The following is a 23,840-nucleotide window of genomic DNA, read 5'->3' as shown; positions in this document are numbered from 1 at the left end:
TCACGCCGCCCGCTCGTAGCGCGCTATGGTTTTCTTGAAGCTGTCGAGGAAACGCCGGCCGTCGAGGCCCGTGCAGATGCGGGTCGTCCTGGGTCCGCCGCCGGGCAACAATTGCCGGCCGCGATAGGCGACGGTCTGGCCGCGCGCCAGCCTGCCGTCGAGCACGACGTCGGCGAACAGCGGCTCGGTCATCGTCGCCAGGTCGGGATCGAAAGCCAGCGCTACGGTGATCACGTCGTCCATCGGGAAGCCGACGAGGTCGAAGAATTCGCGCCAGATGTCGATGTAGATCGGAAAGCTGTCGGCGATCATCTCAAGGACGGGATTGTCCCTGGCCACGGCCTGCATGTCGGCGATGTCGTCGCGTGTCAGCATCGAATCGGCGACGCGGTTGTCCTCACAGATGTCGAGCGGGACGAGAATCTTCTCGACATCGGCGTTCAGCACGATGCGCGAGGCTTCCGGGTCGGCCCAGATGTTGTATTCCGACAAGGGCGTGATGTTGCCCGGGGTCTGGAAATTACCGCCCAGTACGATCAGTCGCTTCAGTGCGCCGGTCAATCCTGGTTCCTGCAACAGGGCCATCGCCGCATTGGTCAGCGGGCCGGTCGTCACCAGCGTGATCTCGCCCGGGTTGGCCATGACCGTGCCGATGATGAAATCGACCGCATGTCCCGATGTCGCTTGCCGCACCGGCGTCGGCGCCGGCGGGTTGAACTTCTTCAGGCGATCGCCGAAACGGGCAACAAGCCGTTTTTCGAAATGGACCGGCGCCTCCATGTCGGCCTTGGCGTTGCCGACGATCGGCCGCCACGCGCCGGCGTGAACGGGGATGTCGTCACGCCCGGCGAGCGTCAGCGTGTTGAGGACGACGTTGGTGACCTGCTCGATCGGGCCGGCCGCGCCCGTCACGGTGGTCACGCCTTCGAGCCGGACATTCGGGTTCACGGCTGCAAACAGCACGGCGAGAATATCGTCGCCGGCCGAATCCACGTCGAGGATTATGCGTTCCATAGAGGGTTCCTTCATGAGGGACTTTTGCCGCCGGGCTCGGCGTTCTTGTCTACCGACAGCAGTTTCCGCATCGACTCCAGCGTCTCGGCGATGACCCTTGGACGCGCCCTGTAGGACAGCGCGAACAGGGCGACCAGCGCGACGACATAGGGAACGGTGAGGACCAGATAGGACGGATAGCCGAACGTCTGCAGGCGCAACGAAAAGGCGTCGGCGAAACCGAAGAGCAGGCAGCCGGCAAGTACTTTCAGCGGATCGCCATTGGAAAAGATCAGGATGGCGACCGCCATGAAACCACGGCCCGATGACATGTTCTCGGTGAACATGGTGATGTAGCCGAGCGACAGATGCGCGCCGGCGAGGCCCGCCAGCAAACCGCACAGCAGGGACGCGATATAGCGGACGCGGGTGATCGAGATGCCGAGCGCCTCGGCGGCTTCCGGCTTCTCGCCGACGACGCGGATATAGAGGCCGAGCCGGGTCCGGTTGTAGCACAGAACCAGCAGCGGCACGGCGATGAAGGCGACATAGACGAGCGGCGTGAAGCCGGAGATCAGCGGTGCCCACGAGCCGAGAAGGTCGCGGGCACCGGGCAGCTGGACTTTCGGCAGGCCGACGATACCGTGCCCGACGATCGATCCGCGCGTGCCGAAGATCGCTTTCATCAGCGAGATCGTCATACCGCCGGCCAGGATGTTGAGCGCCAGCCCGACGACCACTTCATTGGCTTTGAAACTCACCACCAGGACAGCAAAAACCAGGGCGAAGACGAGCGCCGCCGCGACGCCGCAGGCGACGCCCGCGAGCGCGGAACCCGTCCAGATCGACCCGAGGACGGCGAAGAAGGCGCCGACCAGCATCTGCCCTTCGAGGCCGATGTTGAAGATGCCGGCCTTGGTGGTGAACGAGCCGCCAAGCGCGACCAGAAGGATGGGCGCGGTGGTGCGAAGCGTCGCTGCGATCAGCGCGACGTTGACCAGTCTGTCTAGAATTTCCATCGCCGTTCCCCCGCCCGGCTGTCGCCGCGCTTTCTTACAAGCACCTGGGCCGACACGCTGAGGATGATCAGCGCCTGGATCACGGTGATGATTTCGCGCGACGCGCTGGTGTCGACTTCGAGCAGCAGCGATCCGTTGCGCAGGGCGCCGAAGAACAGCGCGGTGAAGATGGTGGCGACCGGCGAGCCATTGGCGAGCAGGGCGGCGATCAGCCCATCGAAGCCGAAACCGGGAGCAAATCCTTCCATGAAGCGGTGATGGACGCCGAGCGTCTCGACGCCACCGGCCAGCCCGCCGACGGCCCCCGAAAGGAGCAGGACCATGAAACCCTGCCGTTTCACGTTGACGCCGCCATATTCGGCGAATTTCGGTGCCGAACCGACCATCGTGACGCTGTAACCCCATTTGGTGTAGCGGAAGACGAGTGCCGCGCCGACCGCCAGCATCAGGCCAATGACCAGGCCCCAGTTCAACCGCGAGAAGGTGAAGATCTCCGGCAGATAGGATGTGGGCAGGATCGGTGGCGTCTCCGACCAGCCACCCGGCCGCTTGAACAGGAAGATGGTGAAATAGGACGTGAGCAGCACCGCCACGTAGTTCGACAGGATCGTCGAGACGACCTCGTTGGTGTTGTAGCGGGCGCGGAAGTAGGCGGGGATTGCGACCCAGGCCGCGCCTGCCACGACCGCGAGCGCCAGTGCAGCCAGCGTGTGAATGCCCGCGGGCAGGGGCATGGCAAAGCCGACCCAGGCGGCAGCGAAGCCGCCGAGGAAAAGCTGGCCCTCGATGCCGACGTTGAACATGCCGCCGCGCAGGCCGATGCAGGCAGCGACACCGCAGATCAGGATCGGCGTCGTCTGCAGCAAGGTCCCGGCAATCTTCTCCTGATCGCCGAAGGCGCCCCGCAACAGTGTCATGAAGACACGCACTGGGCTTTCGCCAACCATGAGGATGATGATCGCGCCCATCAGCAGCGCCACGCCGATGGCGATGATCTGGCCGGAAACGGCACGCAACTGGTCTTTCATCATGCGGTCTCCGCGGCTAACTCCGGCGCGGCCACGCCCGCCATCATCATGCCGATGCGCTCCTCGTCGGCGTCATCGCCGGCGACCTCGCCCATGATCCGCCCGTTGAACATCACCAGGATGCGGTCGGCAAGGGCGGCCAGCTCATCGAGCTGCACGGAAATCAGCAAGATCGCGCGGCCGGCGGCGCGCTGGCGCATGATCTCGTCATGAATGGCCTCCTGGGCGCCGATGTCGACGCCACGCGTTGGCTGATCGATCAGCAGGAAGTCGGCGCCGTTGGTGAATTCACGTGCCAGAACGACCTTCTGGATGTTTCCGCCCGAAAGCCGCTTGACGGCATCGCCCGGTCCGCGCGCGCGAATATCGAAGTCCTTGATCAGCGTTTCGGCATTTTGACCGATGGCGTTCCAGTTGAGCACGCCGCCGCGGCTCCACGGTGCGCGATGCTGGCGGCCCATCAGGATGTTGGCCGATATCGAAGCGTTGCGATCGACGCCGCGCACCATCCGATCGCCTGGAACATGGGCGAGGCCTGCCTCGCGGATTGCGGCGGGGGAGAGAGCGGTGAGGTTTTGGCCCTTCAGCCACGCCATGCCATGACTTGCCGGCCGCAGGCCCGAAAGCACTTCTGCAAGCTCCGTCTGACCATTGCCGGCCACACCCGCGATCCCCACCACCTCGCCGGAGCGGACCGTGAAACTGGCGTCGCGAAGGGCCGGCAGCAGGCGATCGTCGCGCGCCCACAAATCTTTCACTTCGAGGACCACGTCGCCGTGCAGCGACGCGCGCGGCCGGCGGTCGAAGCTGACCTCGCGGCCGACCATCATGTGCACCAACTCGTCCTTGCTGAGTTCGGCCGTCGGTCGGGTCGCCACCTTCTTGCCATTGCGCAGCACCGTCACCGTGTCGGACACTTCCATCACCTCTTCCAGGTGGTGCGAAATGAAGATCACCGTCATGCCCTCCGCTACGAAGCTGCGCAGCGTCTGGAACAGTTCACGGCTCTCTTGCGGCGTCAGCACCGCGGTCGGTTCGTCGAGGATGATGGTGCGCGCGCCGCGCACCAGAACCTTCAGGATTTCGATGCGTTGCTCTATGCCGACCGAGAGCAGCCCGACGCGCTCGGTCGGATCGACCTGCAAGCCGAAGCGCTTCGACAGTTCGCGCGTGCGCGCAACCTGTGCAGCGTGGTCGATCAACCCATGGCGACGGATTTCCATGCCGAGAAAGACGTTGTCGGCAACCGAGAGCGAGGGAACCAGCTTGAAATGCTGGTGAACCATGCCAAGGCCGGCCTTTATCGCCACGGATGGGTCGGCGATCACGATCTCTTCGCCGTTCAGCTGGATTGAGCCTTCGTCTGGCTGCAAGAGGCCGAACAGGATGTTCATCAGCGTCGTCTTGCCGGCACCGTTCTCGCCGATGATGGCGTGGATTTCGCCGCGGCGGACCGCAAGGTCGATGCCGTCATTGGCGACGAACACGCCAAAACGCTTGGTAATGCCAGTCAACTCGACGGCCATTGCGGCAGTGCTGTGGAGGGTCGGCGACCCCGGCGTGTTCGACAACATGGCTCTCGCAGATTGGACGCTGATCCGCCGCGGCAAGCCGCGGCGGATCAGCGTAGCGCTTTCTTGGGAGGGAGGCGCTTTTGTTGGCTTACTTCGCCTTGGCGATCACGATCTTGCCGTCGAGGATGCCCTTCTTGATCTCATCCAGCTTGGCTGTCACGTCAGCCGGGATCTTGGGTGCGATGTCATCGCAGACCTTGACTTCGACGCCGCCAGAGGCGAGGTCGAACGTGCGGGTGCCGGCGGTGATCTTGCGGCCCTCGACCTCGTCCTTGATCAGCGTATAGACGGCGATGTCGCCGCGTTTCAGCATGCTGGCCAGCACATTTCCGGGGGCCGAGCCGCACATGTCGATGTCGACGCCGATCGAATATTTGTCGACCGCGGCACTTGCCTGCATGACGCCTTCGCCCGTCGGGCCGGCAACGTTGTAGACAATGTCGGAGCCTTGGCCGTAAAGCGCCTGGGCAAGCTCGCTGCCCTTGGCGGGATCGTCAAAGGTTCCGGCGAAGACGGAGTTCACCTTCACATCTGGCGCGGCGTATTTGGCGCCTTGCTCGTAACCACCGAGGAAGTTGCGGATCACCGGGATATCGCGGCCGCCGACGAAGCCGATGGCCTTGCCGTCACCGATCTTGTCGAAGGCGGTGCCCTTGGCCTCGATCATGCCGGCAAGCGCGCCGGCGACGAAGGATCCCTGTTCCTCTGCAAAGTTGGCGTAGATCATCTTGGGGTTGTCGAGCACCCCATCGATGAACACGAAGCGCTGGTCGGGATATTCCGCGCTGACCTTCTGCAGCGAGTCCACCAGCTCCCAGCCCATCACGAAGATGAGGTCGTATTGTTTGCCCTTGGCAAGGTTCTCGAACTGCTGCTGGTAGTCGAGCGCGCGATTGCCGGTGTCGACCAGCTTGAGGTCGATGCCGAAATCGGTCTTGGCCTTGTTGAGGCCGTTGACGATCGAAACGCCGAAGCCCTGTGCAAAATATCCCGAGATGGCGGCCACGGAAACCTTGGCCTGTGCGGCGGCCGACCCGAACGAAACGGCAAGCATCGTGCCGGCCAGAAATAAACTCTTGAGCGCCCTTTTCATGTCATTCCCCTTCAGCTTTTTTCAGCTTTTGAAGCCACGCTTTGACCATCCCCAAATGTCGCCAAGACAGCGGCGAGTTCGTTGATGGTCATATGAGTTTAGGAGCGGCTCAACAGGCTGTCAATCGCCATCCGATGCAGTTTTCTTGGCCCTTCGTTCGCCTCCTCGACGTCGGTGCTTGACAAATATCGACGATGCATAATTGTTGATACTCTAACGAGTTTTCATGAACGACGGGACGAAGGAAGCGAACAATGCCGGCTGTGTTGGTCAGGAAATTTCTGGTTCAGGTCGAAGAGATCTTCCATGAGGGCGGGCCCCAGGCGGCACGCCCGCTGAAGCGAGGCGCGGTCGTCGCCGTCATCGCCAATCCCTTCGCCGGACGCTATGTCGAAGAGATCACCGGCTTCATGGAGGACCTGAAGCCGCTTGGTCTCGATATGGCCCGGCGCCTGATCGACGCCATTGGTGACGGCGGCCAGGCCATCGAAGGCTATGGCAAGGGGGCCATCGTCGGCGCTGCCGGCGAGCTCGAACATGGAGCACTCTGGCACAATCCGGGCGGCTACGCGATGCGCGAACTTCTCGGCAACGCCAAGGCCATCGTGCCCTCGACCAAGAAGGTCGGCGGCCCCGGAACGCGCATCGACATCCCGATAACGCACATCAACGCCTCCTACGTGCGCAGCCATTTCGATGCGATCGAGATCGGCATTGCCGACGCGCCGCGCGGCGATGAAATGGCGGTCATCCTGGCGATGACGACCGGCGCACGTATTCATGCACGGGTCGGCGGCCTTGCCGCAGCTGACATCAAGGGCGAGGACGGATTGCGATGAACCCGGAAATCCGCCGCATCATCACCATCGTCGAGGAAACCCGGATCGAAGGCGGTCGCCCCGTCGATCCGCCGACGCGGCGTGCCGCTTCCATTGCGGTGATCCGCAACCCCTATGCGGGCACCTATGTCGAGGACCTGTCGGCGCTGAGCGCTGTCGGCGAAGCGTTGGGAGACATCTTGCCCAAGCGCGCTGTCGCTGCTCTCGGCATTGCCGGCGACCGGGTCGAGAGCTTCGGCAAGGCGGCCGCCGTCGGTGCTGACGGCGAACTCGAACATGCCGCTGCCATCCTTCACCCAAAACTCGGTGCCCCGTTCCGCGATGTGCTCGGCAAGGGTGCCGCGCTCATTCCCTCATCGAAGAAGCGCGGCGGCCTCGGCGTGCCGCTCGACATTCCGCTCGGCCACAAGGATGCGGCGCGGGTGCGCAGCCATTTCGACGGCATGGAGGTTCGCGTTCCGGATGCACCGCGTGCCGACGAGATCGTCGTCGCTATCGCCGTCACCGATTCCGGCCGGCCGCACCCGCGCGTCGGCGGGCTGACCAAGGACAAGATCGTCGGCGAGGATGGCGTCAGCTAGAGCAATTCCAGGAAAAGTGCGCAGCGGTTTTCCCGGGAAAAGCGCATGGCGCTTTCCCTTGGGAACCGCGTAAAAACAAAGTGCGCGTGAAGGTCGTCGCCACTACGCAACTCTGATTTCCGGCACCCGCATCGCCGGCGGAGTGTTGCGGCTTCGGCCGGTTCGCACCACGCCGTCGATGACGACCATTCCAATGCCTGGGAGATTGCCGAGCGCCACGCTGTCGAGCAGCCCGTCGCCGGCGCCGCCGATCGCCTGATCCATGAAGATCAGGTCGGCGGCGCGCCCGACCTCGATGATGCCGCGATCATCCAGTCCGCGCACACGCGCCGTGTTGCCGCTGGCAAAACAGAACGCCACTTCCGGCGCGATATCGCCAAGCGAAGCCAGCATGGTGAGGATCCGCAGGATGCCGAGCGGCTGCACGCCGGATCCGGCCGGGCTGTCCGTGCCGAGGATAACGCGCGCAAGTTCGCCGCGCTGCCTTGCCAGGTCGAGCACGAACAGTCCGGTGCGCAAATTGCCGTTGTGGACGATTTCCAGCGCCCTCGAACCCTTCTCGCAGATCTGCCGTATTTCCGCCTCGGGCAGGGCGGTTGGCCCGCCATTGACGTGGGCGACGATGTCGGCGTCGACCTCCAGCACGACATCCGCGCCGATGCGGCCGGAGCCGGGCAGGGACGGACCGCCCGTGTGGGTCATCGAGGTCATGCCGTATTTGCGCGCCCAGGCGATCATCTGCCGGCCGGTCGGGCCGTCCTTGACGCCGCCAAGTCCGACCTCGCCGACAAGTGTCACGCCGGCTTCGGCGAGGTAGCGGAAATCCTCCTCGGTGAGGCCGGGCTCCAGGATCGGTGCGCCGGCCAGGATCTTCATGCCGTTCGGATGGAAATTGGAGAAGGTGCGCTGGGCGGCGATCGCCAGCGCCTTCAGTCCGACCAGGTCGCGCGGGCGGCCCGGCGTGTGGACTTCGCCCGCCGAGATGATGGTGGTGACGCCGCCATGCACGGTCGAATCCATCCAGCCGATCTGGTTCTGCCGCGGCGTCCAGTCGCCGGCCACCGGATGGGCGTGGTTGTCGATAAGCCCCGGCGCAACCGCGCAGCCCATCGCATCGATGATCGTCGCCGCGCTGCCGCTGTCAATGTCGCCTGCCTTGCCAATGCCGGTGATGCGCCCATCGGCCACGACGATGGTGTCGGCATCGATGATCGGTTGTGCGAGATCGCCGCTCAGCATGAGACCGATGTTGCGGACGACGAGCGTGTTGGCAGACGACTGGGGGTCGGACGACATCGGTTCTCACTTCTGCTGTTATGGAAAAAAGGTCTGGACTCGGCCTATTTGCCGCCGTCGCCATTCGATGGATCGTCGTCGTTGATACGCTGGAGCAGGCGAAGCAGCGTCGCCTGCTCGGCCGGTGAGAGCGGCGACAGGAACCGCCGTCCGACTTCGACGCTGCGTTCGAGCCGCTTGAGCGTGTAGTCGGTTCCCTTGCCGGTCAGCGCGATCATCGACAAACGTTGGTCAGTGTCGGAAGCGCTGCGCGTGATCAGCCCGTGTTTGAGCAGTTTGCGCATGACGATGCTGATGGTCGACGGGTCCATCGCCGTCAGCCGGCCGAGATGGTTCTGCGAGACCTCGCCATGCTTGAGGATCGTGGCGAGTGCCGCGAACTGGGTCGGCGAAAGGTCTTCGCCGGCCATGACCTGCTGGAAGCGCAGCGTCGCGCGCTGATGCGCCCGGCGGATGACGTGCGCCGGGTGGCGGTCCAGTTCGTAGCCGGTCTCGGCGTATTGCTGCAGCACCTGCTCACGGCTCAACGGCGCCGCCTTGCCACCTGGCTCTTTCGGTGCAGCGCCTTTTTTGGGTTGCGATTTCTTTTCAGTCGTCACACCGGACTCCTATCGCCGCTGTCTCGGATGCCGCCGGCCCGAAAGAGTTCAAGCTGCAACACTCGCCGGTTGAAGCGACGTTCCGTCGCGAAGGGCGGCGACGACATCAGCGGAATCGCTGACCACGCCGAAATGCGTCGCTATGTCGTAGAGCGAACTTTCCTGCTCGCGCGGCCCCGTCGCCGCGCAGCAATCGCTAGGCACCACCACCTCATAACCCTCGAAAAAGGCGTCATGGACGGTCGAGCGTACACAAATGTTGGTGACCACGCCGAAGATGACCAACTGGTCGACCTGCATGTCTTTCAGCGTCAGGTCGAGGTCGGTTTGAAAGAAGGCCGAGTAGCGCCGCTTGATCACGTGGATCTCATCATCGCGGGCGCCGAGGTCCTCGATGATTTCCGGCCCCCAGCTTCCGTCCAGGCAATGCGGCGTGCGCTTCAGCCATTCGCGCTCGCGTCGCATACCGGGCCGATGGCTGTCGTGAACCCAGATCACCGGCACGCCGGCGGCGCGCGCCGCCTCGATGACCGCCAACTGCGGTGCGACCAGTGTCTCGTATCCAGGCAGGACCATGGCCCCACCGGGCTTGCAGAATTCATTGACCATATCGATGACGACAATTGCGGCACGGCGTGGATCGAGGCGCACCGCGTCATCGTGCCGATGTGAGGAAAAACTGTCCACGGGCATGGCGAGCTCCTTTGGTCGATCGTTGATGCTCATACAAAAAACCTTGGCGGATGCCAAGTCAATCCCGTTCGACACAAAGCAGGCTCATCGGCCTTGCGCGCCGGGCTCCGACAAGGGTATTCGCTATTTGTCCAGCGCGAAATGGCCTTGACAACGCTCGTCAAGCATGTGCTCGATTTGTATGACCATCAATGATATTCAAGCCGCTGAATTGCGGATCCGAGGTCGAGATATGAAGACGATCGTCACCGGAGCCAGTGGCCTGCTTGGCCGCCATGTAGCCGAGGCTCTGGTTGCGGCCGGCCACGATGTGCTGGGTCTCGATGCCGTGGCGCCGGACGGGGCGACCTGGCAGCATGCAACCGCGGATTTGACCGATCTGGGGTCGACGCTGCAGCTGGTGCGCGATTGCGACGCCGTGGTGCATGTCGCGGCTATTCCGCGACCGACCGGCCGGGCTGGCGGTGAGGTGTTCAAGACCAATGTCGCGACCGCCTACAATGTGGTCGAGGCAGCTGCCATGGCCGGCGCCAGGCGCTTTATCTATGCCTCGTCCTTCAGCGTTTTCGGCTATCCTTTTTTCGAGAAACCGGTGCGGCCGCCCTATCTGCCGGTCGACCTCAGCCACCCGGTCGGCGCGCAGGATCCGTACGGCCTGTCGAAATGGCTGGGCGAGGAAATCGTCGACGCGGCGGTGCGCCGCGGCGCCTTTTCGGCGGTCAGTATCCGCATGCCGTGGATCCAGACGCCGGGTTCTTTTTTCGACGGCGTCGGTCCGCGCCGCGCCACTGCCGACGGTGCCCGCGACCTGTGGGCCTATCTCGACGCGCGCGACGCCGGGCAGGGCTTCCTGCGGGCGCTTGAATGGCAAGGCGAAGGCCATCTGCGCGTCCTCCTGAGCGCCGCCGACACATTCATGGAAGAGGAAACCAAAGCGCTCGTGCGCCGGGTCTACCCTGATGTCGCGCTGTCGCGGCCGATCGCCGGCTTCGGTACCGTACTCGACACGGTCCATGCGCGCGAAACGATCGGCTTCGAGGCAAGCCATTCGTGGCGTTCCTATCCGAAGCCGGAGGCCGGACAATGAAACGGTTCGACAAACAGAATGTTCTCGTCACCGGCGGCGCCGGCGCGATCGGCGGCGCCGCGGTGCGACGTTTCCGCGACGAAGGCGCACGGGTCGCCATTGTCGACCGCAATGGCGCGGCGGCGCAGCAACTGGCCCGCTCTCTCGGCGAGGACGTCCTGGCGATCGAGGCCGACGTCACCGACGAAGCGGATGTGCGGCGCGCCGTCGAGGCGACCGTCGCGACGTTCGGCGGCCTCGACGTGGTGTTCAACAATGCCGGCATTTCCGGCGCCATCGCTCCCGTTCACGACCTGCCGGTCGAGGACTGGGATACGATCATCCGCATCAATCTGCGTGGCATCTTCCTCGTTCTGCAGGCCTCTCTTCGGGCGATGATCAGGGCCGGGACCGGTGGCTCGATTGTCAACATGGGCTCGTCCATGGCCGGTTGGGACGTCCTTTCGGGCGGTGCCGGCTATGTTGCTTCCAAACACGGCGTGGTCGGCCTGACACGGGTCGCAGCACTCGATGCCGCGCCCTACGGCATACGCGTCAATGCCATCTGCCCCGGCGTGATCGAGACGACGCTTGGCGTGCCGGCTTCCGGCGACGGCGAATTCAAGAGCAGCGTCCAGCATTTCGCCGACCGCATTCCGTTGCGCCGCATCGGCCAGCCGGACGATGTCGCCGCTGCCGTGGCCTTCCTGGCCTCCGACGAGGCGAGGCACGTCACCGGCGTGGATTGGCTGATCGACGGCGGCCAGACCTTGCAGAGCTGGGCCAACGCCCCTGATGGCGGTGCGTTTCCGAAATTTCGCTAAAGTCTCAATTTCGCTAAAGTCTCTTGGGCGGCATTGCCTGGATGATCCGGACGGCAAGATCGAGATCGGCGAGCCCGCCCGAAAGCGGCGTGCGTGGCTTCGCGCCGGCATGGATGCAATCGGCGAAATGCAGCCATTCGCGGCGAAACGACGTATCCGGAACGCCGGCTATCACACGTTCGGACGCGGTTTCGCCCGCCGCTTCGCGCAGCCGGACGGTCGCCGAGGCATTGCGGTAGTAGGGGTTCTGGAATTCGATCCGCACCTCGTCGCGCTCGCCATGCACATGGATCCACTCGTCCCACCATTCATACTGGGCAAGGGCCATGTCGAAGAGGCAAGGAACGCCGCCATAGTCGAGCACAGCCAGCAACTGGTTCGGACCGGTCTGTTGCGCATGGACGACGCGGTCCGGCGTGCCGAAAGCGCCACGCATGACGGCAAGATCGTGGCTGCTGAGGCCCAGCAGCAAGAGATAGAGGTCGCGATAACCGGCATGATCGGCACCGAGTGCCGCTTCGACGCGCTGGGCGACGGCATCGCGTCCCGCCGCGAGCATGTCGGCCGGCACGTCGGTGATGCGGGTCTGGGTGTAGAGCTGGCCATAGCGGTCGAAGCGGCCGGCGAAATCATGGACGTGGATCGACTTCGGCCGGCCGATCGCGGCAATGCGCCCCAGCCCGATCTCATAGCCGGGATCATAGAATTTCATGTAGCCGACAAGGGCGACGAGCCCGCTCCGCTCGGCCTGCTCGACCAGCGGGCGCGCCTCTTCGGGTGTGAAGGCAAGCGGCTTCTCGACGATCAGATGCTTGCCGGCGCGGATCGCGTCGGCGACCATCTCGCCATGGTCGTAGGTGCAGATCACCACCGCATCGACATTCGGATCGGCGAGCAGCGCGCGGTGGTCCGTATACCGCGCGGCGACACCGTAGTGCTCCGCCACTTTGTCGACCGTGCCGGGCGAGATGTCGCACAAGGCGGCGATGCGAAACGCCGGCAATTCCATGAGATAGGGCAAGTGCATCAGCTGGGCGATCTCGCCGCAACCGATGACGCCAACGCCAATGACGCGATCCTGCATGTCAACCCTTCACGGCGCCGGCGGTCAGGCCGGCGATGAACTGCCGTTGCATGGCGACAAAGACGACGATCACCGGCAGTGTCGTGATCGTCAACGCGGCGAAGTAAAGGCTCCACAGCGAGTCGTACTGCTGGAAGAAGCTGACCAGCCCAAGCGGGATGGTCTGCACCGACGGGTCGCGCAGCAGCAGGAAAGCCAGGAAGAAATCGTTCCAGATCTCGATGAAGCCGAAAATGAGGATCAGCGCGACACCCGGCCGGACCAAAGGCAGCATGATGTGGATCAGGATCTCCAGCCGGCTTGCGCCATCGACGCGCGCGGCGTCTTCGAGATCGGCCGGCAGCGTGACGAAGAAGCTGCGCAGGATGAAGACCGAAAGCGGCAGCGATGTCGCGGCATAGATGAAGGCAATGCCGAGCCGGTTGTTGATCAGGCCGAGATCGCGCGCCACCAGGAACAGCGGAATGGCCATCACCTGCGGCGGCACCAGCATGGCCGCCACCGCGACTGCAACCACAAGACCGCGTCCGGGGAAACGAAGACGCGCGACGGCATAGGCGCAAGGCGTCGCGACGGCGACCAGGATGATCAATGCCGAACCGGTGACGAAGACGCTGTTGACGATGCGCGATCCCATGCCGGCGATACGCCAGGCATCGGCATAGTTCTGCAACACTAGGCTCGATGGCGGACCCCAGACATTGCTCAGCATTTCCTGCTTGGTCTTGAGCGAGCCGAACAGCACCCAAAGCAGCGGGTAAAGTGTCTCGAAGAGCACGAGGACGAGCGCGGCATAGATGCCGGCAAGTTCGAGGATGCCGCGCATGCCGAGGCGCTGCATGAGCCCGCGACGGCGATGGCCGGCGGCGCCGTCGTCCAGCGAAATTGGAGGGTTGGCGGCGGCTCTCATCAGACGTCAAGCCTTTGCCGCCGCATCAGGGCCAGCAGGCCGACACTGGCCAGCCCGACGATCAGGAATAGCACATAACCGATGGCCGCGGCGTAGCTCATGGCGCCGTCCTGGAAGGCCTTGCTCATCATGTAGGTGAGCACCACTTCGGTGGCGTGGTTAGGACCGCCCTTGGTCAAGACATAGACGATGTCGAAGTTGCGCACGAAGGCACCGGAAAGGCCCAGGATGGTGTTGATGAAGACGATCGGCATCATCATCGGAACGGTGACGTGCCGGAAACGCTGCAGGGGACCGGCACCGTCCATCTTCGCCGATTCATAGAGCTCCGAGGGGATCGTCTGCAGCCCGGCCAGATAGATGACGGCATGGAAGCCGAGCCATTTCCAGACGTCGACGACGATGATCGAGTAGAGCGCGATGTCGGCGTCGCCAAGCCATGACTGTTTCAGCGCGCCGAGGCCGACGAGATCGAGCCCGCTGTTGAGCAGCCCGAAGACCGGATTGTAGATCCAGGACCAGAGCAGGCCGACGGCGACGAAAGACATCGTCACTGGGATAAAGGCGGCGGCGCGAAAGAAGGTGCGGCCGAGCAACGCCCGGTTGAGAAGCAGCGCCAGCCCGAGGCCCAGCACGTTTTTCAGGATGACCACGGTAACGACGAAAATCAAATTGTTGCGCAGCGCGCCGAGGAAGATGCGATCGTGCACGAGGCGCTTGTAGTTGGAAATGCCTGCCCAGGTCGGGTCGGAAAATCCGTCCCAATTGTGCAGGCTGAGCCAGAAGCCGTTGACGAACGGCCAGAGGTAAAAAAGACCGAAGAGGATCGCGGCGGGCAGGATCATCAAAAAGGCGACAACCCCGTCCCCGGCATCGAAGCGCCAGGCGCCGGATCGGCTCGAAACAGGAGCCGCCTCTTGCGATCGCGTCATCATGCGGCCTTCGCGCCTTGCGGAGTCAGCACCAGCCCGAGCGTGTCCCTGACATAGGCGATGCTCTCGAGCGTGCTTTGCTCCGCTGTCTTCTTGGACGCATCCAGCTCGATGATGGCGAGGCCATCGTAGTTTGCGTCGAGCAGGACGTCGACGATGCCGGCAAGATCGACGACGCCGGCGCCGAGTTCGCAAAAGGCGCCATAGCGGTCATAGCCTTTCAGCGCCGGATCGACCCTGGTGTCCTTGAAATGCATGTAGCGCACGGCCGAAATGTAGGTCTTCACCGCGTCGACCGGATCGGAATTGGTGTGAGCAAGATGCGCCGGGTCGATGCACAGGCCGGCCAGGTTGGTGTCCAGTTCATCCATCATGCGATCGAGTTGGTCGCGGCGCTCGATGAAGGTGTCGAGATGCGGGTGATAGACCGTCTCGATGCCGAGGTCCTTTGTCCGCCTGCCGATGTCCTTGAGTGCACGGCAAAAGGCGCGGTAGTCGTCGGCCGTGTGGGGACCGGCAGCGGCCTCCGAGGGACCGCCGCCGAGAACCAGAACCGGTGAGCCGAACCCTTTCAGCAGCCTGGTCAGCGCGACGAGCACGTCGCGCTCATAGGGCCAGGCGACAGGGTTGGTGAAGATCGCATTGACGTAGAAGGAGGAGAGCTTGATGCCATACTCGCTCTGGCCTTCCGACAGCAGCGCGTAGCGCCGCAAGATGTCGGTGTCGGTGGTCACTCCCATCGGCGCCTGATTGCCGAGCTGCATGTATTTGCGGGCGTACTGGTCCGACAGGCTGGTGAAGGCGAGGATTTCAAACCAGCCAAAGCCTTGGTCGGCGAGAAACTTGATGGCTGGCCTGAGCGGAAGGCCGGTCAGGTCCCAGCTGTTGAGATGATAGCCGATCGAGAAGCGCTGCCGTTCGGCGCGATGTGTCGTCATGTGTTCTCTCCGATGGGCGAGGCTGCCCGAAGCAGGCAGCCTCTGTTTTTCCTACCTGGCGCATCAGTCCGGCTGGATGCGCGCTCACTTGCAGGGGCTCATTTGGGCGGCCAGCTGCCCTGGGCCTTGAGGTCGTCGAAGGTGGTCTGGATCGATGCGGCGGCGTCTTCGGGCGTGGTCGTGCCACCGACGATGCCGGCGATTGCCGAAGCCGTGGCGCTCGCGACTTCCGATGGCCAGATCCAGTCAAGGAACTTGATCGTGTTGGGGAAGGCTTGCTTGCGCAGTTCGACGGCATAGGCATCGTCGACCTGCGGCACGCCCTTGATCGAGGCCGCGATCGGCTGTTCCGGCGCGAGATAGAGCGTCGCGACCTCGGGCCTTGTCAGATACTCGATGAACTTGACCGCGGCATCGAGCTTCTCGGGCGGGATCGAGGAGGCGACGCACATGCCGTTGTCGGCACCGCCGCCATGGCCCGGCGCTCCCGGCGTCCCGTCCATTTTCGGAAAGGCAAAGACGCCCCATTTGAAGTCCTTGGCGCTCGACTGGAGCGACGGGATTTCCCAGGTGCCGCCATAATACATGGCGCTCTTGCCGGCGGCGAAGGCCGCACGCATGCCGTCCTGGTCGACGGAAAGCGAATCCTTGGAAAGGATGCCGTCATCGACCCATTGCTTGATCAGCTTGAACCCTTCGACATCGGGCGCATCGGTGAATTTCGCCGTGCCTTCAAGGTTCTTCTGCGTCTTGCCGACCGGGTCGCCCGAGGCCTGCGAGAAGGTTTCGAAGTACCACATCGGCCACATGACGGTGTTCGAGCCCTGATGCAGGAGAGGGATGACGCTCGCGGCCTTGAACTTCGGCACGGCCGCCTTCAGGTCGTCATAGGTCGGCGGGACAGGGATGCCGAGCTTCTGAAAGAGATCGACATTGTAGAAGATCGTCGACGTCGACAGGGTGGAGATCGGCACGCCGTAGACCTGCCCGCTGACCGTGAAGGCGCCAAGCGCCGCGGCGTCGATCCTGTCCTGGAACGGCTTGATCTTGTCGGTGATCGGCATGACCAGTTTGCGCCTGACATAGGCGCCATTGGTATAGAAGGCCGGGCAGGCGATCAGATTCATTTCCTGGTTTGCCAGCTTGGCGGTCATCACGCGCTGAATGGAATCGGTCTGCGGCCCCTGAGCATCCCACTCGACCGCGGCGACGTCGGGGTTGGCCTTGAGGAAGCCGTCGATGACCTGCTGCTGGATTTTCTTCTGCTCGTCCGGCGGTTGACGCGGCGCGAGTTCGTCGAGCGCCGAGCCGCCGAAAATCTTGAGCGTGATCCCGTCGGCGTGGCCGATGCCGGGCAATGTGATCAGGGCGAGGCTTAGCAGTGCTGTGGCAAGGATGGGGGCGGCGGGACGTTGTTTCGGACGATGGGTCACTCTCTGCTGAAGGGGCATCTGGCTCTCCTTTACGCCAATGCCGAGGGGCAACCTCGGGACCAAGATCGTTGATGGTCATATGATCTTGGTCGCCTGTTGATGTTTTTGTCAATCGGCAAGAATGCCTATTATTTCGTCGACCGCGTCGGCCCCTCGCGGGGTCAAAAAATGTATCGAGGCTTGCTGAAACCGGTCATCCGGTATTGCGCCTGGGTGCCTTGGGAAGATGGCGGGGCGCATCAGTTTGAACTGACGTGCAAATACTTTTCTTCAATCCGGCTGCGCCCGCCTATGCTAATTTGACCAGAGTATTTGGTTCATGGAGCGAAGCAGTGAACGCTCGAAACGCAAAAGAGCACACAAGGTATTTCACGGCGCCGACCACCGGCGTCGAGTGCCTGACGGCGTCGTTCAGCCAGCATCACTACGCCCCGCATGCGCACGACACCTATGTGATCGGGGCGCTGCTGAGCGGCAAGGCCGGCGTCTTCATTCGCGGCGCCCAACGTTTCGCCGGGGCCGGCGATCTGACCCTCTACAATCCGCATGATGTTCATGACGGCGTCCCGATGATGGACGGCTACAGTTACCGGGTGAGTTACCCCGAGGCCGATCTCATCGTCGAAATCGCATCGGAAATGGCGGACAGCGGAGTTCTCGGGACGCCCTCGTTTCCGGAGCCGGTGGTCAAAGACGTGCGGGGCTGCGCCCTCTTTTTCGAGGCCCATCGCGCCTGGGAAGACAATCAATGTCCGCTGGAAGCCGAAGAGCTGATGCTGCGCAGCTACCGCCACTGCCTGTCCAGGCACGCACGGATCGCGCTGAAGCCGACCGGCGCCGAAAGGGGGCCAGTTGCGCGGGCGGCAGCGGTCATGAGCGAACGGTTCGATGAAAAACTGACCCTTGCCGAATTGGTCAGGGAAGCCAGGCTGCCGCGGCAGCGACTGATTGAAGCCTTCCACCGGGACACCGGCTTCACGCCGCATGACTATCTGATCAACCGGCGTGTGGACGCTGCAAAGGCGATGTTGCGACGCGGCCATGATCCGGTTGATGTCGCGGCTGCGTCCGGCTTTGCCGATCAGGCCCATCTCATTCGCACTTTCAAGGCGCGCATTGGCGTTACCCCGGGCGCCTATCAGGCTGCTTTCGCCATGTAGCGGGCTTTGACGGGGTTCGTCCCCCTCGTTTCCACAGCATTCCATAACCCAACCAGCCGGCGCCGAAACGCGCCGCAACGAAGGAGCTTGCCGCAATGAAACGTTTGCCCGAACCGTTCAGGATCAAGATGGTCGAGCCCATTCGGATGACCGAACGGCCGCATCGCGAAGCTGCTCTGCAGGCCGCCGGGTTGAACCCGTTCCTGCTGCGCAGCGAGGATGTTTACATAGATCTCCTGACCGACAGCGGCACCGGCGCGATGAGCGATCGCCAATGGGCTGGCCTGATGCTCGGCGATGAAGCCTATGCGGGTAGCCGCAACTACTATCGGCTGGCTGAAACCATCGACCGGCTTTTCGGATATCCCTATACGATCCCGACCCATCAAGGGCGCGGCGCGGAGCAAATCCTGTTCCCGGAAATGGTCAAGCGGCGTGGCTCGGCCACGCCGGTCTTCCTGTCGAACTACCATTTCGACACGACGAAGGCGCATGTCGAACTCGCCGGCGCAAAAGCGATCAACGTCCTGACCAAATCCGCCATCGACACAGCCAGGCACGACGACTGGAAGGGAAACTTCGATCTGGCGGAACTGCTGCACGCGATAGAAATTCATGGCCGCCAAAACGTTGCCGGCATCATCGCGACCATCACCTGCAACAGCGCTGGCGGTCAGCCCATGTCGATGGCCAACCTGCGAACCGTTTCCGGATATGCAAGGGAAATGGGCATCCCGATGATCATCGACGCGACACGTTTTGCCGAAAATGCCTGGTTCATCAAACAGCGGGAAGTCGGCTACGCCGAGCGCTCGATTCGCGACATCGTGCGCGAGATGATGTGCTATGGCGACATGCTGACCCTGTCCGCGAAGAAGGATGGGCTGGTGAACATTGGCGGTTTTTGTGCTTTCCGCCAGGACGAGGATCTGTTTCGCGCCGTCCAGACCAGATGCGTCCCAATGGAGGGCTTCATCACCTATGGCGGGTTGGCGGGGCGTGACATGGAAGCGGTCGCGATCGGGCTCGAAGAGGCGGTCGAAACCGACTACCTCGCCTACCGCATCGGGCAAGTGGCCTATCTCGGCGAAAGGCTCCGAAACGCCGGCGTTCCGATCCAGTATCCGACAGGTGGACATGCCGTGTTCGTGGATGCCGCCGCTGTCCTGCCGCATGTTCGGCCCGAGCAGTTTCCAGCCCACGCGCTCGCTTGTGAGCTCTACCTTGAGGCCGGTGTGCGCGCGGTGGAGATCGGCTCGCTGATGCTGGGGCGCGACCCGAAAACCGGCGAGCAGGAAGTGTCGGCTCTTGAGTTGCTGCGCCTGACGATCCCGCGCCGCGTCTACACCAACGATCACATGGACTATATCGCCGATGCGCTGATCGCCGTTGCTGCGCGCGCTGAGAGCATCAGCGGACTCGACTTCGAGTATGAACCACCGGTCCTGCGGCATTTCACGGCGCGGTTCCGGTGGGCGGGAAAGGCCCCGGCAACATCCAGCAAGGAACTGGTCGACGCATGAGCCCGCTGGTCAAGCGATACCTCGAAGAGCGGGGTGCGGCGTTCTCCGTGGTGACGCACAGGCCGTTGATCTCGTTCGAGGATGCAAAGGAAATCCTGCCGCACGACCCTCGCAATATGGTCAAGAGCCTGGTGTTTCGTTGCGCGGACGACAGCCTTGCGATTGTCGCGCTGCGGGCAGCGGAGCGCGCCGACTACAAGAAGATCGCGGGCGCACTTGGAGAGCGAAGGGCGGACCTTCGCATGGCCGAGGAAGAGTACGTCCGGAACAGGCTCGACATGGAGATCGGCGGCGTCGTTCCGCTGCCGATCAACGGCGCCCGTGTGTTTATCGATCGTGGCGTCCTTGAATTGGAAGAGGTCGTCTGCGGTACGGGCCGCAACACCGCGACCCTTGTGATTGCTCTTGCCGAGCTGTTGCGGGTCGCTCAGGCAGCGCTGGCAGATCTGTCGAAGGCAGCGGGTGTTGCAGACCAGTCCAGCCCTGCCGCAGGTTGAGAGAGGCGATGCGGCGGCCAGGCGTCAAGCTCTCCAGTCGGCAGGTGAGGACCAGAATTGCCGGTATCGCCCTGATTGGACTTGGCCTGTTCGGCGTGGCCCGTGCGCTGCTTAATTTGCTCGGGTATTGATCTGTCCAGGGCAACGATGTGATTGAAGGCCAAGCCCAATCTTCATGATCTACTTCACGCCGATGCCGGCGGTCAGGCCGCCATCGATCCTGTAGTCCGCGCCGGTGCAGAAGCCGGCCTTCGACGAACACAGGAAAGCGATGAGTTCGGCCACCTCCTCCGGCTCGCCGATGCGTCCGATGGGATGCGCTTCGCCGAAGCGCTTGTAGGCGGCCTCGACATCGGCATCTGTCCCGTTCTCGCCGCGCGCGGCCTTCTCGAGAATCGGAGTGCGGATCGAGCCCGGGCTGACGGAATTGACCCGGATGCCGGAGCGGGCATGGTCGAGGGCCAGGGCGCGCGTCAGCGTGTGGATGGCGCCCTTGGTCGTGGCATAGGCGGCGACGTTCTGCTGGCAGGCAAAGCCCTGCACCGAAGCGACGTTGACGATGGCGCCGCCGCCCCGACGGACCATTTCCGGGATACCGAAATGCGCGGTCAGATAGATCGACCCGACATTGACCGACATCGCCTTGTTCCAGGTCTCGAAATCTGTGCTGACGGCGGTTCCGTACGGATGCACCGCCGCCGAATTGACGATGACATCGAGGCCGCCGAACCGCTCGACGCCAGCCGCGACCGCGTCGCGAACCTGCTCCGGTACGGAGACGTCGGCGCTTATGACCAGCGCCCCGGCTCCGGAGTTCTCCAGTTCCGCTTCCAGCGCCGCGTTGGCTGCGCGGTCGATGCCGCAGGCGATGATCGCAGCGCCTCCTGCGGCAAGGCGTCTGGCGGTGGCCAAGCCGATCCCGGTCGTCCCCGTCACCAAAGCCACTTTGCCGTCGAAATCCTTCATCGCGGGAACTCCTTCTTTCGCTATCCCGGTTTGGGAGAACGATATGCATAAAACAAAGACCTACAGCGCGTCGCCTGAATCCGTTCGAACGCGACGCGCTTTGGTTTGACACTCATTGTGGTCAAACAATAGGTTGCCGTCCTCTCGCAGAAGGAAGCGGCAATGGAACAGTGCTGGCGCTGGTATGGACCGAACGACCCGGTAACACTCGATCATGTCAGGCAGGCAGGCGCGACAGGCGTGGTGACTGCCTTGCACGATATCTATGACGGGCGCGCCTGGCCGCTCGAGAGCATTCTGGAGCGCAAGCGGATCATCGAGGCGGCTGGGCTGACCTGGTCGGTTGTCGAGAGCATCCCGGTCCATAATTCCTTCAAGATCGGTACGCCGGAACGCGAGCGCTACGCCGGCTACTATCGCGACTCAATCCGCGCGCTTGCCAAGGCCGGCATCGCGACGGTCTGCTACAATTTCATGCCCGTGGTCGACTGGACCCGTACGGATCTGGCCTATCGGCTGCCGACGACGGGTTATGCGCTGCGTTTCGATGCGATCGACTTCGCGGCCTACGACCTGTTTGTGCTGAAGCGCAGCAATGCCGAGGCCAGCTACAGCGCCGCCCGCATCGCCGAGGCGGAAGCGCGGCTGAGGGAGCTGAGCAGCGAGGCGATCGACAGGATCGAGCGCAATCTGATCGCCGGCCTGCCGGCGACCGAGCGCAGCTATAACAGGGACAGTTTTCGCGAGGCTCTGGCGGAATACGATGCGATCGGACCGAAGGAGCTGCGCGACAACCTTGCCTGGTTCCTGCGCGAGATCATTCCGGTGGCCGAAGAGGAGGGGGTGCGCATGTGCATCCATCCCGACGACCCGCCCTTCTCGCTCTATGGCCTGCCACGCATCGTCTCGACCGCCGAGGATGGGCGTTTCATCCTCAACGCCGTCGACAGCCCCGCCAATGGCCTGACGTTCTGCACCGGCTCCTACGGGACACGCGCCGACAACGACATCGTCGCCATGGTCAAGGAATTTGCCGACCGCATCCATTTCGCCCATCTGCGCAACATCACCATCGAGGATGACGGCTCGTTCTATGAGGCCGAGCATCTCGAGGGCGGCACCGACATGGCGCATGTCATCCTGGCCCTGATGCAGGAAGAGGCGCGCCGCCGCAGGGAAGGCCGCGCCGACTGGCGCATTCCGATGCGGCCAGACCATGGCCATCTGCTCGCCGACGACATCGGCAAGACCAGGATCAATCCCGGCTATTCGCTGATCGGCCGGCTGAAAGGGCTCGCCGAGTTGCGTGGCATCATGCGCGCTGTGGAGCGGTTCGGGCTGGCTTGAAGCCGTCCTGTCAGTTCGGCTGGCCGGATTTGCCGCCATCACGCCGGGGTTTGCACCCCGTGCTTATACAACCTCGTTCAGCAATGCTGTTCCGGCCACCGCGCGGGTGATGTTTTCGAGCAGCATGTCGACGACGCGCGTCTCGTAACGGCTGGTCTCGCCCGCGCTGTGCGGGGTCACCAGAACATTGGGCAGGCGCCAGATCGGCGAGCTTGCCGGCAGCGGCTCTTCATAGACGCAATCGAGCCCGGCGCCGGCAATGGCGCCGCTGCGCAGTGCTTCGATCAAGGCCGGCTCATCGATGATGCGTCCGCGCGCCACATTGATGAGAAACGTGCTCGGCCGCATTGCAGCCAAGGCGGCAGGACCGATCAGGCCTTCGGTCTCGGGCGTAAGGGGGCAAGTGAGGGCAACAAAGTCGGCTTGCGGCAGCACCTCAAGCAATCGCGCCTGCGACACCACTTGCGCCACGCCTGCCACCGCGACCGGGTCGCGCTTCACGCCGATCACCTGCATGCCGAAGGCATTCGCGAGGCGGGCAAGCCGCGCGCCGATGCGTCCCAGGCCAACGATCAGCAGCGTCTTGCCGTTGAGCTCGTCCTCACGCTGCGAACGGTCGCCGATCATCGGGCGCCAATGCTCTTTGGTCTGGGAGTCGCGCGCCAGATGCAAGTGCCGCGTCAGGCCGAGCATCAACGCCATGGCGTGCTCGGCGACAGCGATTTCATTGGCACCCTGGGCGCTGGCGAGCTTGATGCCATGGTCGCGCAGGACCGCCCGCGAGAACTGATCGGTGCCGGCGCTGATCGACTGGATCAGCCGCAGCTTCGGCGCGCGCTCCGCCAGTTCGTTGCGCCACAGGCCGGAGACGACGAGGACATCGGCCTCGGCGACGCGCTGCTCCAGTTCGGCGAGGCTGCGAACCTCGAAGCTGGGCATCGGTTGCCCCGCGCGTCAGGAACTCGTCACGCAACCGATAGGCGGCGTGAGCGAAGCCGATGGTGAGCTCAGCCATGCTGAAGCTGCGCCAATGGGGCGACCCCGACACCAGGCAGCGCCAGGTCCGATGTCGAAACGACGACAAGCGCGGCGCGTGCCGCATTCTGAGGATGCACCGCGTCGGCCTCTCTGTTTGCCAATTGAATCAATGCGATCCAACCTAGGCCAAAGCCGAACAGACTGACAAGCCGCCCGCACCGACGGACCCCCTCGGTTTGTTGCTATCTTATCGGCACATACCGCTTTTCAATTGGTCGGCGGTGAGCTTTCGACGCTACGTCCTGCCCAGTCAAATGAGAGCATGACGGCCGGCCTTGGCGATGCGTTTCGATGCCATCCAGTGGTGGGCTATCCAGTGGTGGGCTATCCAGTAATGGATTGTCACAAACACCGCGATCTTTAGGAAAAATCTCCACGCGCGAGGATTTGAATTACACTAAATCCAT

Annotated in this window: 23 protein-coding genes; 8 read left to right on the top strand and 15 right to left on the bottom strand. The window is 63.3% G+C overall.

Features of this window, described 5'->3' with window-relative positions; genetic code table 11:
- The 5 genes from FCU66_RS12545 to FCU66_RS12525 all read right to left on the bottom strand — a co-directional run bounded on the left by FCU66_RS12545 (position 1) and on the right by FCU66_RS12525 (position 5,707).
- Complete coding sequence (locus FCU66_RS12545; protein ID WP_136617284.1) at positions 1-1,014, bottom strand: nucleoside hydrolase; 1,014 nt, start codon at positions 1,012-1,014, stop codon at positions 1-3.
- Between the two features lie 11 nt (positions 1,015-1,025).
- Positions 1,026-2,012, bottom strand: a complete 987-nt coding sequence (locus tag FCU66_RS12540; protein WP_136617285.1) for an ABC transporter permease — start codon at positions 2,010-2,012, stop codon at positions 1,026-1,028.
- The gene (locus FCU66_RS12535; protein WP_168991819.1) at positions 2,000-3,043 is read right to left on the bottom strand and encodes an ABC transporter permease; all 1,044 of its coding nucleotides are present in this window, start codon (positions 3,041-3,043) and stop codon (positions 2,000-2,002) included. Before FCU66_RS12535 ends, FCU66_RS12540 begins: the two co-directional genes overlap by 13 nt.
- Positions 3,040-4,614, bottom strand: a complete 1,575-nt coding sequence (locus tag FCU66_RS12530) for an ABC transporter ATP-binding protein (protein WP_136617286.1) — start codon at positions 4,612-4,614, stop codon at positions 3,040-3,042. The genes FCU66_RS12535 and FCU66_RS12530 overlap by 4 nt, the downstream gene beginning before the upstream one ends.
- 88 nt (positions 4,615-4,702) lie before the next feature.
- Positions 4,703-5,707 (bottom strand): BMP family lipoprotein, encoded by a 1,005-nt coding sequence (locus FCU66_RS12525; RefSeq protein ID WP_136617287.1) that lies wholly within the window; start codon positions 5,705-5,707, stop codon positions 4,703-4,705.
- Between the two features lie 254 nt (positions 5,708-5,961).
- On the opposite strand from FCU66_RS12525, the gene FCU66_RS12520 reads away from it, so the two are divergent.
- Positions 5,962-6,546 carry an amino acid synthesis family protein gene (locus FCU66_RS12520; RefSeq protein ID WP_136617288.1) on the top strand — a complete coding sequence of 195 codons (585 nt, stop codon included), beginning with the start codon at positions 5,962-5,964 and terminating at the stop codon, positions 6,544-6,546.
- Positions 6,543-7,127 (top strand): amino acid synthesis family protein, encoded by a 585-nt coding sequence (locus tag FCU66_RS12515; protein ID WP_136617289.1) that lies wholly within the window; start codon positions 6,543-6,545, stop codon positions 7,125-7,127. Before FCU66_RS12520 ends, FCU66_RS12515 begins: the two co-directional genes overlap by 4 nt.
- A 102-nt stretch (positions 7,128-7,229) precedes the next feature.
- Here FCU66_RS12515 and FCU66_RS12510 read toward each other — a convergent pair whose 3' ends face one another.
- Genes FCU66_RS12510 through FCU66_RS12500 form a run of 3 tightly spaced genes read right to left on the bottom strand, consistent with a single transcriptional unit; the run spans position 7,230 to position 9,715 of the window.
- On the bottom strand, positions 7,230-8,423 hold the full coding sequence (locus FCU66_RS12510; RefSeq protein WP_136617290.1) for an amidohydrolase family protein: 1,194 nt from the start codon (positions 8,421-8,423) through the stop codon (positions 7,230-7,232).
- 44 nt (positions 8,424-8,467) lie between these two features.
- Positions 8,468-9,022 carry a MarR family winged helix-turn-helix transcriptional regulator gene (locus FCU66_RS12505; RefSeq protein ID WP_136617291.1) on the bottom strand — a complete coding sequence of 185 codons (555 nt, stop codon included), beginning with the start codon at positions 9,020-9,022 and terminating at the stop codon, positions 8,468-8,470.
- A gap of 48 nt (positions 9,023-9,070) precedes the next feature.
- Positions 9,071-9,715, bottom strand: coding sequence for a cysteine hydrolase family protein (locus FCU66_RS12500; RefSeq protein ID WP_136617292.1), 645 nt, complete (start codon positions 9,713-9,715; stop codon positions 9,071-9,073).
- A 232-nt stretch (positions 9,716-9,947) separates the two neighbouring features.
- Here FCU66_RS12500 and FCU66_RS12495 point away from each other — a divergent pair, with 232 nt between their 5' ends.
- Positions 9,948-10,802, top strand: coding sequence for an NAD-dependent epimerase/dehydratase family protein (locus tag FCU66_RS12495; RefSeq protein WP_136617293.1), 855 nt, complete (start codon positions 9,948-9,950; stop codon positions 10,800-10,802).
- A complete protein-coding gene (locus FCU66_RS12490) occupies positions 10,799-11,605 on the top strand; it encodes an SDR family NAD(P)-dependent oxidoreductase (RefSeq protein ID WP_136617294.1) in 807 nt (268 codons plus the stop codon). The genes FCU66_RS12495 and FCU66_RS12490 overlap by 4 nt, the downstream gene beginning before the upstream one ends.
- Before the next feature lie 13 nt (positions 11,606-11,618).
- Here the strand turns inward: FCU66_RS12490 and FCU66_RS12485 are convergent, their stop codons facing one another.
- The 5 genes from FCU66_RS12485 to FCU66_RS12465 all read right to left on the bottom strand — a co-directional run bounded on the left by FCU66_RS12485 (position 11,619) and on the right by FCU66_RS12465 (position 16,920).
- Complete coding sequence (locus FCU66_RS12485) at positions 11,619-12,689, bottom strand: Gfo/Idh/MocA family protein (protein ID WP_136617295.1); 1,071 nt, start codon at positions 12,687-12,689, stop codon at positions 11,619-11,621.
- Position 12,690: 1 nt separating this feature from the next.
- The gene (locus FCU66_RS12480) at positions 12,691-13,599 is read right to left on the bottom strand and encodes a carbohydrate ABC transporter permease (protein ID WP_136617296.1); all 909 of its coding nucleotides are present in this window, start codon (positions 13,597-13,599) and stop codon (positions 12,691-12,693) included.
- A complete protein-coding gene (locus tag FCU66_RS12475) occupies positions 13,599-14,531 on the bottom strand; it encodes a carbohydrate ABC transporter permease (protein ID WP_246093872.1) in 933 nt (310 codons plus the stop codon). Before FCU66_RS12475 ends, FCU66_RS12480 begins: the two co-directional genes overlap by 1 nt.
- Positions 14,531-15,469, bottom strand: coding sequence for a sugar phosphate isomerase/epimerase family protein (locus tag FCU66_RS12470; protein WP_136617298.1), 939 nt, complete (start codon positions 15,467-15,469; stop codon positions 14,531-14,533). The genes FCU66_RS12475 and FCU66_RS12470 overlap by 1 nt, the downstream gene beginning before the upstream one ends.
- A 98-nt stretch (positions 15,470-15,567) precedes the next feature.
- The gene (locus FCU66_RS12465; RefSeq protein WP_136617299.1) at positions 15,568-16,920 is read right to left on the bottom strand and encodes an extracellular solute-binding protein; all 1,353 of its coding nucleotides are present in this window, start codon (positions 16,918-16,920) and stop codon (positions 15,568-15,570) included.
- 314 nt (positions 16,921-17,234) lie between these two features.
- On the opposite strand from FCU66_RS12465, the gene FCU66_RS12460 reads away from it, so the two are divergent.
- The 3 genes from FCU66_RS12460 (at position 17,235) to FCU66_RS12450 (ending at position 20,082) form a co-directional block, all read left to right on the top strand.
- Positions 17,235-18,062 (top strand): AraC family transcriptional regulator, encoded by an 828-nt coding sequence (locus FCU66_RS12460; RefSeq protein ID WP_168991820.1) that lies wholly within the window; start codon positions 17,235-17,237, stop codon positions 18,060-18,062.
- 95 nt (positions 18,063-18,157) lie between these two features.
- Positions 18,158-19,585 (top strand): tryptophanase, encoded by a 1,428-nt coding sequence (locus FCU66_RS12455; protein WP_136617301.1) that lies wholly within the window; start codon positions 18,158-18,160, stop codon positions 19,583-19,585.
- Positions 19,582-20,082, top strand: a complete 501-nt coding sequence (locus FCU66_RS12450; RefSeq protein ID WP_136617302.1) for an aminoacyl-tRNA deacylase — start codon at positions 19,582-19,584, stop codon at positions 20,080-20,082. Before FCU66_RS12455 ends, FCU66_RS12450 begins: the two co-directional genes overlap by 4 nt.
- A gap of 180 nt (positions 20,083-20,262) precedes the next feature.
- Here the strand turns inward: FCU66_RS12450 and FCU66_RS12445 are convergent, their stop codons facing one another.
- Positions 20,263-21,048: an SDR family NAD(P)-dependent oxidoreductase gene (locus FCU66_RS12445; RefSeq protein WP_136617303.1), complete on the bottom strand. Its 786-nt coding sequence runs from the start codon at positions 21,046-21,048 to the stop codon at positions 20,263-20,265.
- A gap of 162 nt (positions 21,049-21,210) precedes the next feature.
- Here FCU66_RS12445 and uxuA point away from each other — a divergent pair, with 162 nt between their 5' ends.
- Complete coding sequence (gene uxuA / locus FCU66_RS12440) at positions 21,211-22,395, top strand: mannonate dehydratase (RefSeq protein ID WP_136617304.1); 1,185 nt, start codon at positions 21,211-21,213, stop codon at positions 22,393-22,395.
- A 63-nt stretch (positions 22,396-22,458) separates the two neighbouring features.
- Here uxuA and FCU66_RS12435 read toward each other — a convergent pair whose 3' ends face one another.
- Complete coding sequence (locus tag FCU66_RS12435; RefSeq protein ID WP_136617305.1) at positions 22,459-23,334, bottom strand: D-2-hydroxyacid dehydrogenase; 876 nt, start codon at positions 23,332-23,334, stop codon at positions 22,459-22,461.
- Positions 23,335-23,840: the final 506 nt, after the last annotated feature.

The sequence above is a fragment of the Mesorhizobium norvegicum genome (assembly GCF_004919685.1).
Taxonomy (GTDB): Bacteria; Pseudomonadota; Alphaproteobacteria; order Rhizobiales; family Rhizobiaceae; genus Mesorhizobium; species Mesorhizobium norvegicum.
The sequence above is the reverse complement of the archived record's forward strand: the minus strand, read 5'-3'. Positions and strand labels throughout refer to the sequence as shown.

What these genes read in the sequence shown, in the direction of transcription:
- FCU66_RS12545 (WP_136617284.1), bottom strand. Translation starts at nt 1,014, where the DNA reads ATGGAACGCATAATCCTCGACGTGGATTCGGCCGGCGACGATATTCTC.
- FCU66_RS12540 (WP_136617285.1), bottom strand. Translation starts at nt 2,012, where the DNA reads ATGGAAATTCTAGACAGACTGGTCAACGTCGCGCTGATCGCAGCGACG.
- FCU66_RS12535 (WP_168991819.1), bottom strand. Translation starts at nt 3,043, where the DNA reads ATGATGAAAGACCAGTTGCGTGCCGTTTCCGGCCAGATCATCGCCATC.
- FCU66_RS12530 (WP_136617286.1), bottom strand. Translation starts at nt 4,614, where the DNA reads ATGTTGTCGAACACGCCGGGGTCGCCGACCCTCCACAGCACTGCCGCA.
- FCU66_RS12525 (WP_136617287.1), bottom strand. Translation starts at nt 5,707, where the DNA reads ATGAAAAGGGCGCTCAAGAGTTTATTTCTGGCCGGCACGATGCTTGCC.
- FCU66_RS12520 (WP_136617288.1), top strand. Translation starts at nt 5,962, where the DNA reads ATGCCGGCTGTGTTGGTCAGGAAATTTCTGGTTCAGGTCGAAGAGATC.
- FCU66_RS12515 (WP_136617289.1), top strand. Translation starts at nt 6,543, where the DNA reads ATGAACCCGGAAATCCGCCGCATCATCACCATCGTCGAGGAAACCCGG.
- FCU66_RS12510 (WP_136617290.1), bottom strand. Translation starts at nt 8,423, where the DNA reads ATGTCGTCCGACCCCCAGTCGTCTGCCAACACGCTCGTCGTCCGCAAC.
- FCU66_RS12500 (WP_136617292.1), bottom strand. Translation starts at nt 9,715, where the DNA reads ATGCCCGTGGACAGTTTTTCCTCACATCGGCACGATGACGCGGTGCGC.
- FCU66_RS12495 (WP_136617293.1), top strand. Translation starts at nt 9,948, where the DNA reads ATGAAGACGATCGTCACCGGAGCCAGTGGCCTGCTTGGCCGCCATGTA.
- FCU66_RS12490 (WP_136617294.1), top strand. Translation starts at nt 10,799, where the DNA reads ATGAAACGGTTCGACAAACAGAATGTTCTCGTCACCGGCGGCGCCGGC.
- FCU66_RS12485 (WP_136617295.1), bottom strand. Translation starts at nt 12,689, where the DNA reads ATGCAGGATCGCGTCATTGGCGTTGGCGTCATCGGTTGCGGCGAGATC.
- FCU66_RS12480 (WP_136617296.1), bottom strand. Translation starts at nt 13,599, where the DNA reads ATGAGAGCCGCCGCCAACCCTCCAATTTCGCTGGACGACGGCGCCGCC.
- FCU66_RS12475 (WP_246093872.1), bottom strand. Translation starts at nt 14,531, where the DNA reads ATGACGCGATCGCAAGAGGCGGCTCCTGTTTCGAGCCGATCCGGCGCC.
- FCU66_RS12470 (WP_136617298.1), bottom strand. Translation starts at nt 15,469, where the DNA reads ATGACGACACATCGCGCCGAACGGCAGCGCTTCTCGATCGGCTATCAT.
- FCU66_RS12465 (WP_136617299.1), bottom strand. Translation starts at nt 16,920, where the DNA reads ATGCCCCTTCAGCAGAGAGTGACCCATCGTCCGAAACAACGTCCCGCC.
- FCU66_RS12455 (WP_136617301.1), top strand. Translation starts at nt 18,158, where the DNA reads ATGAAACGTTTGCCCGAACCGTTCAGGATCAAGATGGTCGAGCCCATT.
- FCU66_RS12450 (WP_136617302.1), top strand. Translation starts at nt 19,582, where the DNA reads ATGAGCCCGCTGGTCAAGCGATACCTCGAAGAGCGGGGTGCGGCGTTC.
- FCU66_RS12445 (WP_136617303.1), bottom strand. Translation starts at nt 21,048, where the DNA reads ATGAAGGATTTCGACGGCAAAGTGGCTTTGGTGACGGGGACGACCGGG.
- uxuA (WP_136617304.1), top strand. Translation starts at nt 21,211, where the DNA reads ATGGAACAGTGCTGGCGCTGGTATGGACCGAACGACCCGGTAACACTC.
- FCU66_RS12435 (WP_136617305.1), bottom strand. Translation starts at nt 23,334, where the DNA reads ATGCCCAGCTTCGAGGTTCGCAGCCTCGCCGAACTGGAGCAGCGCGTC.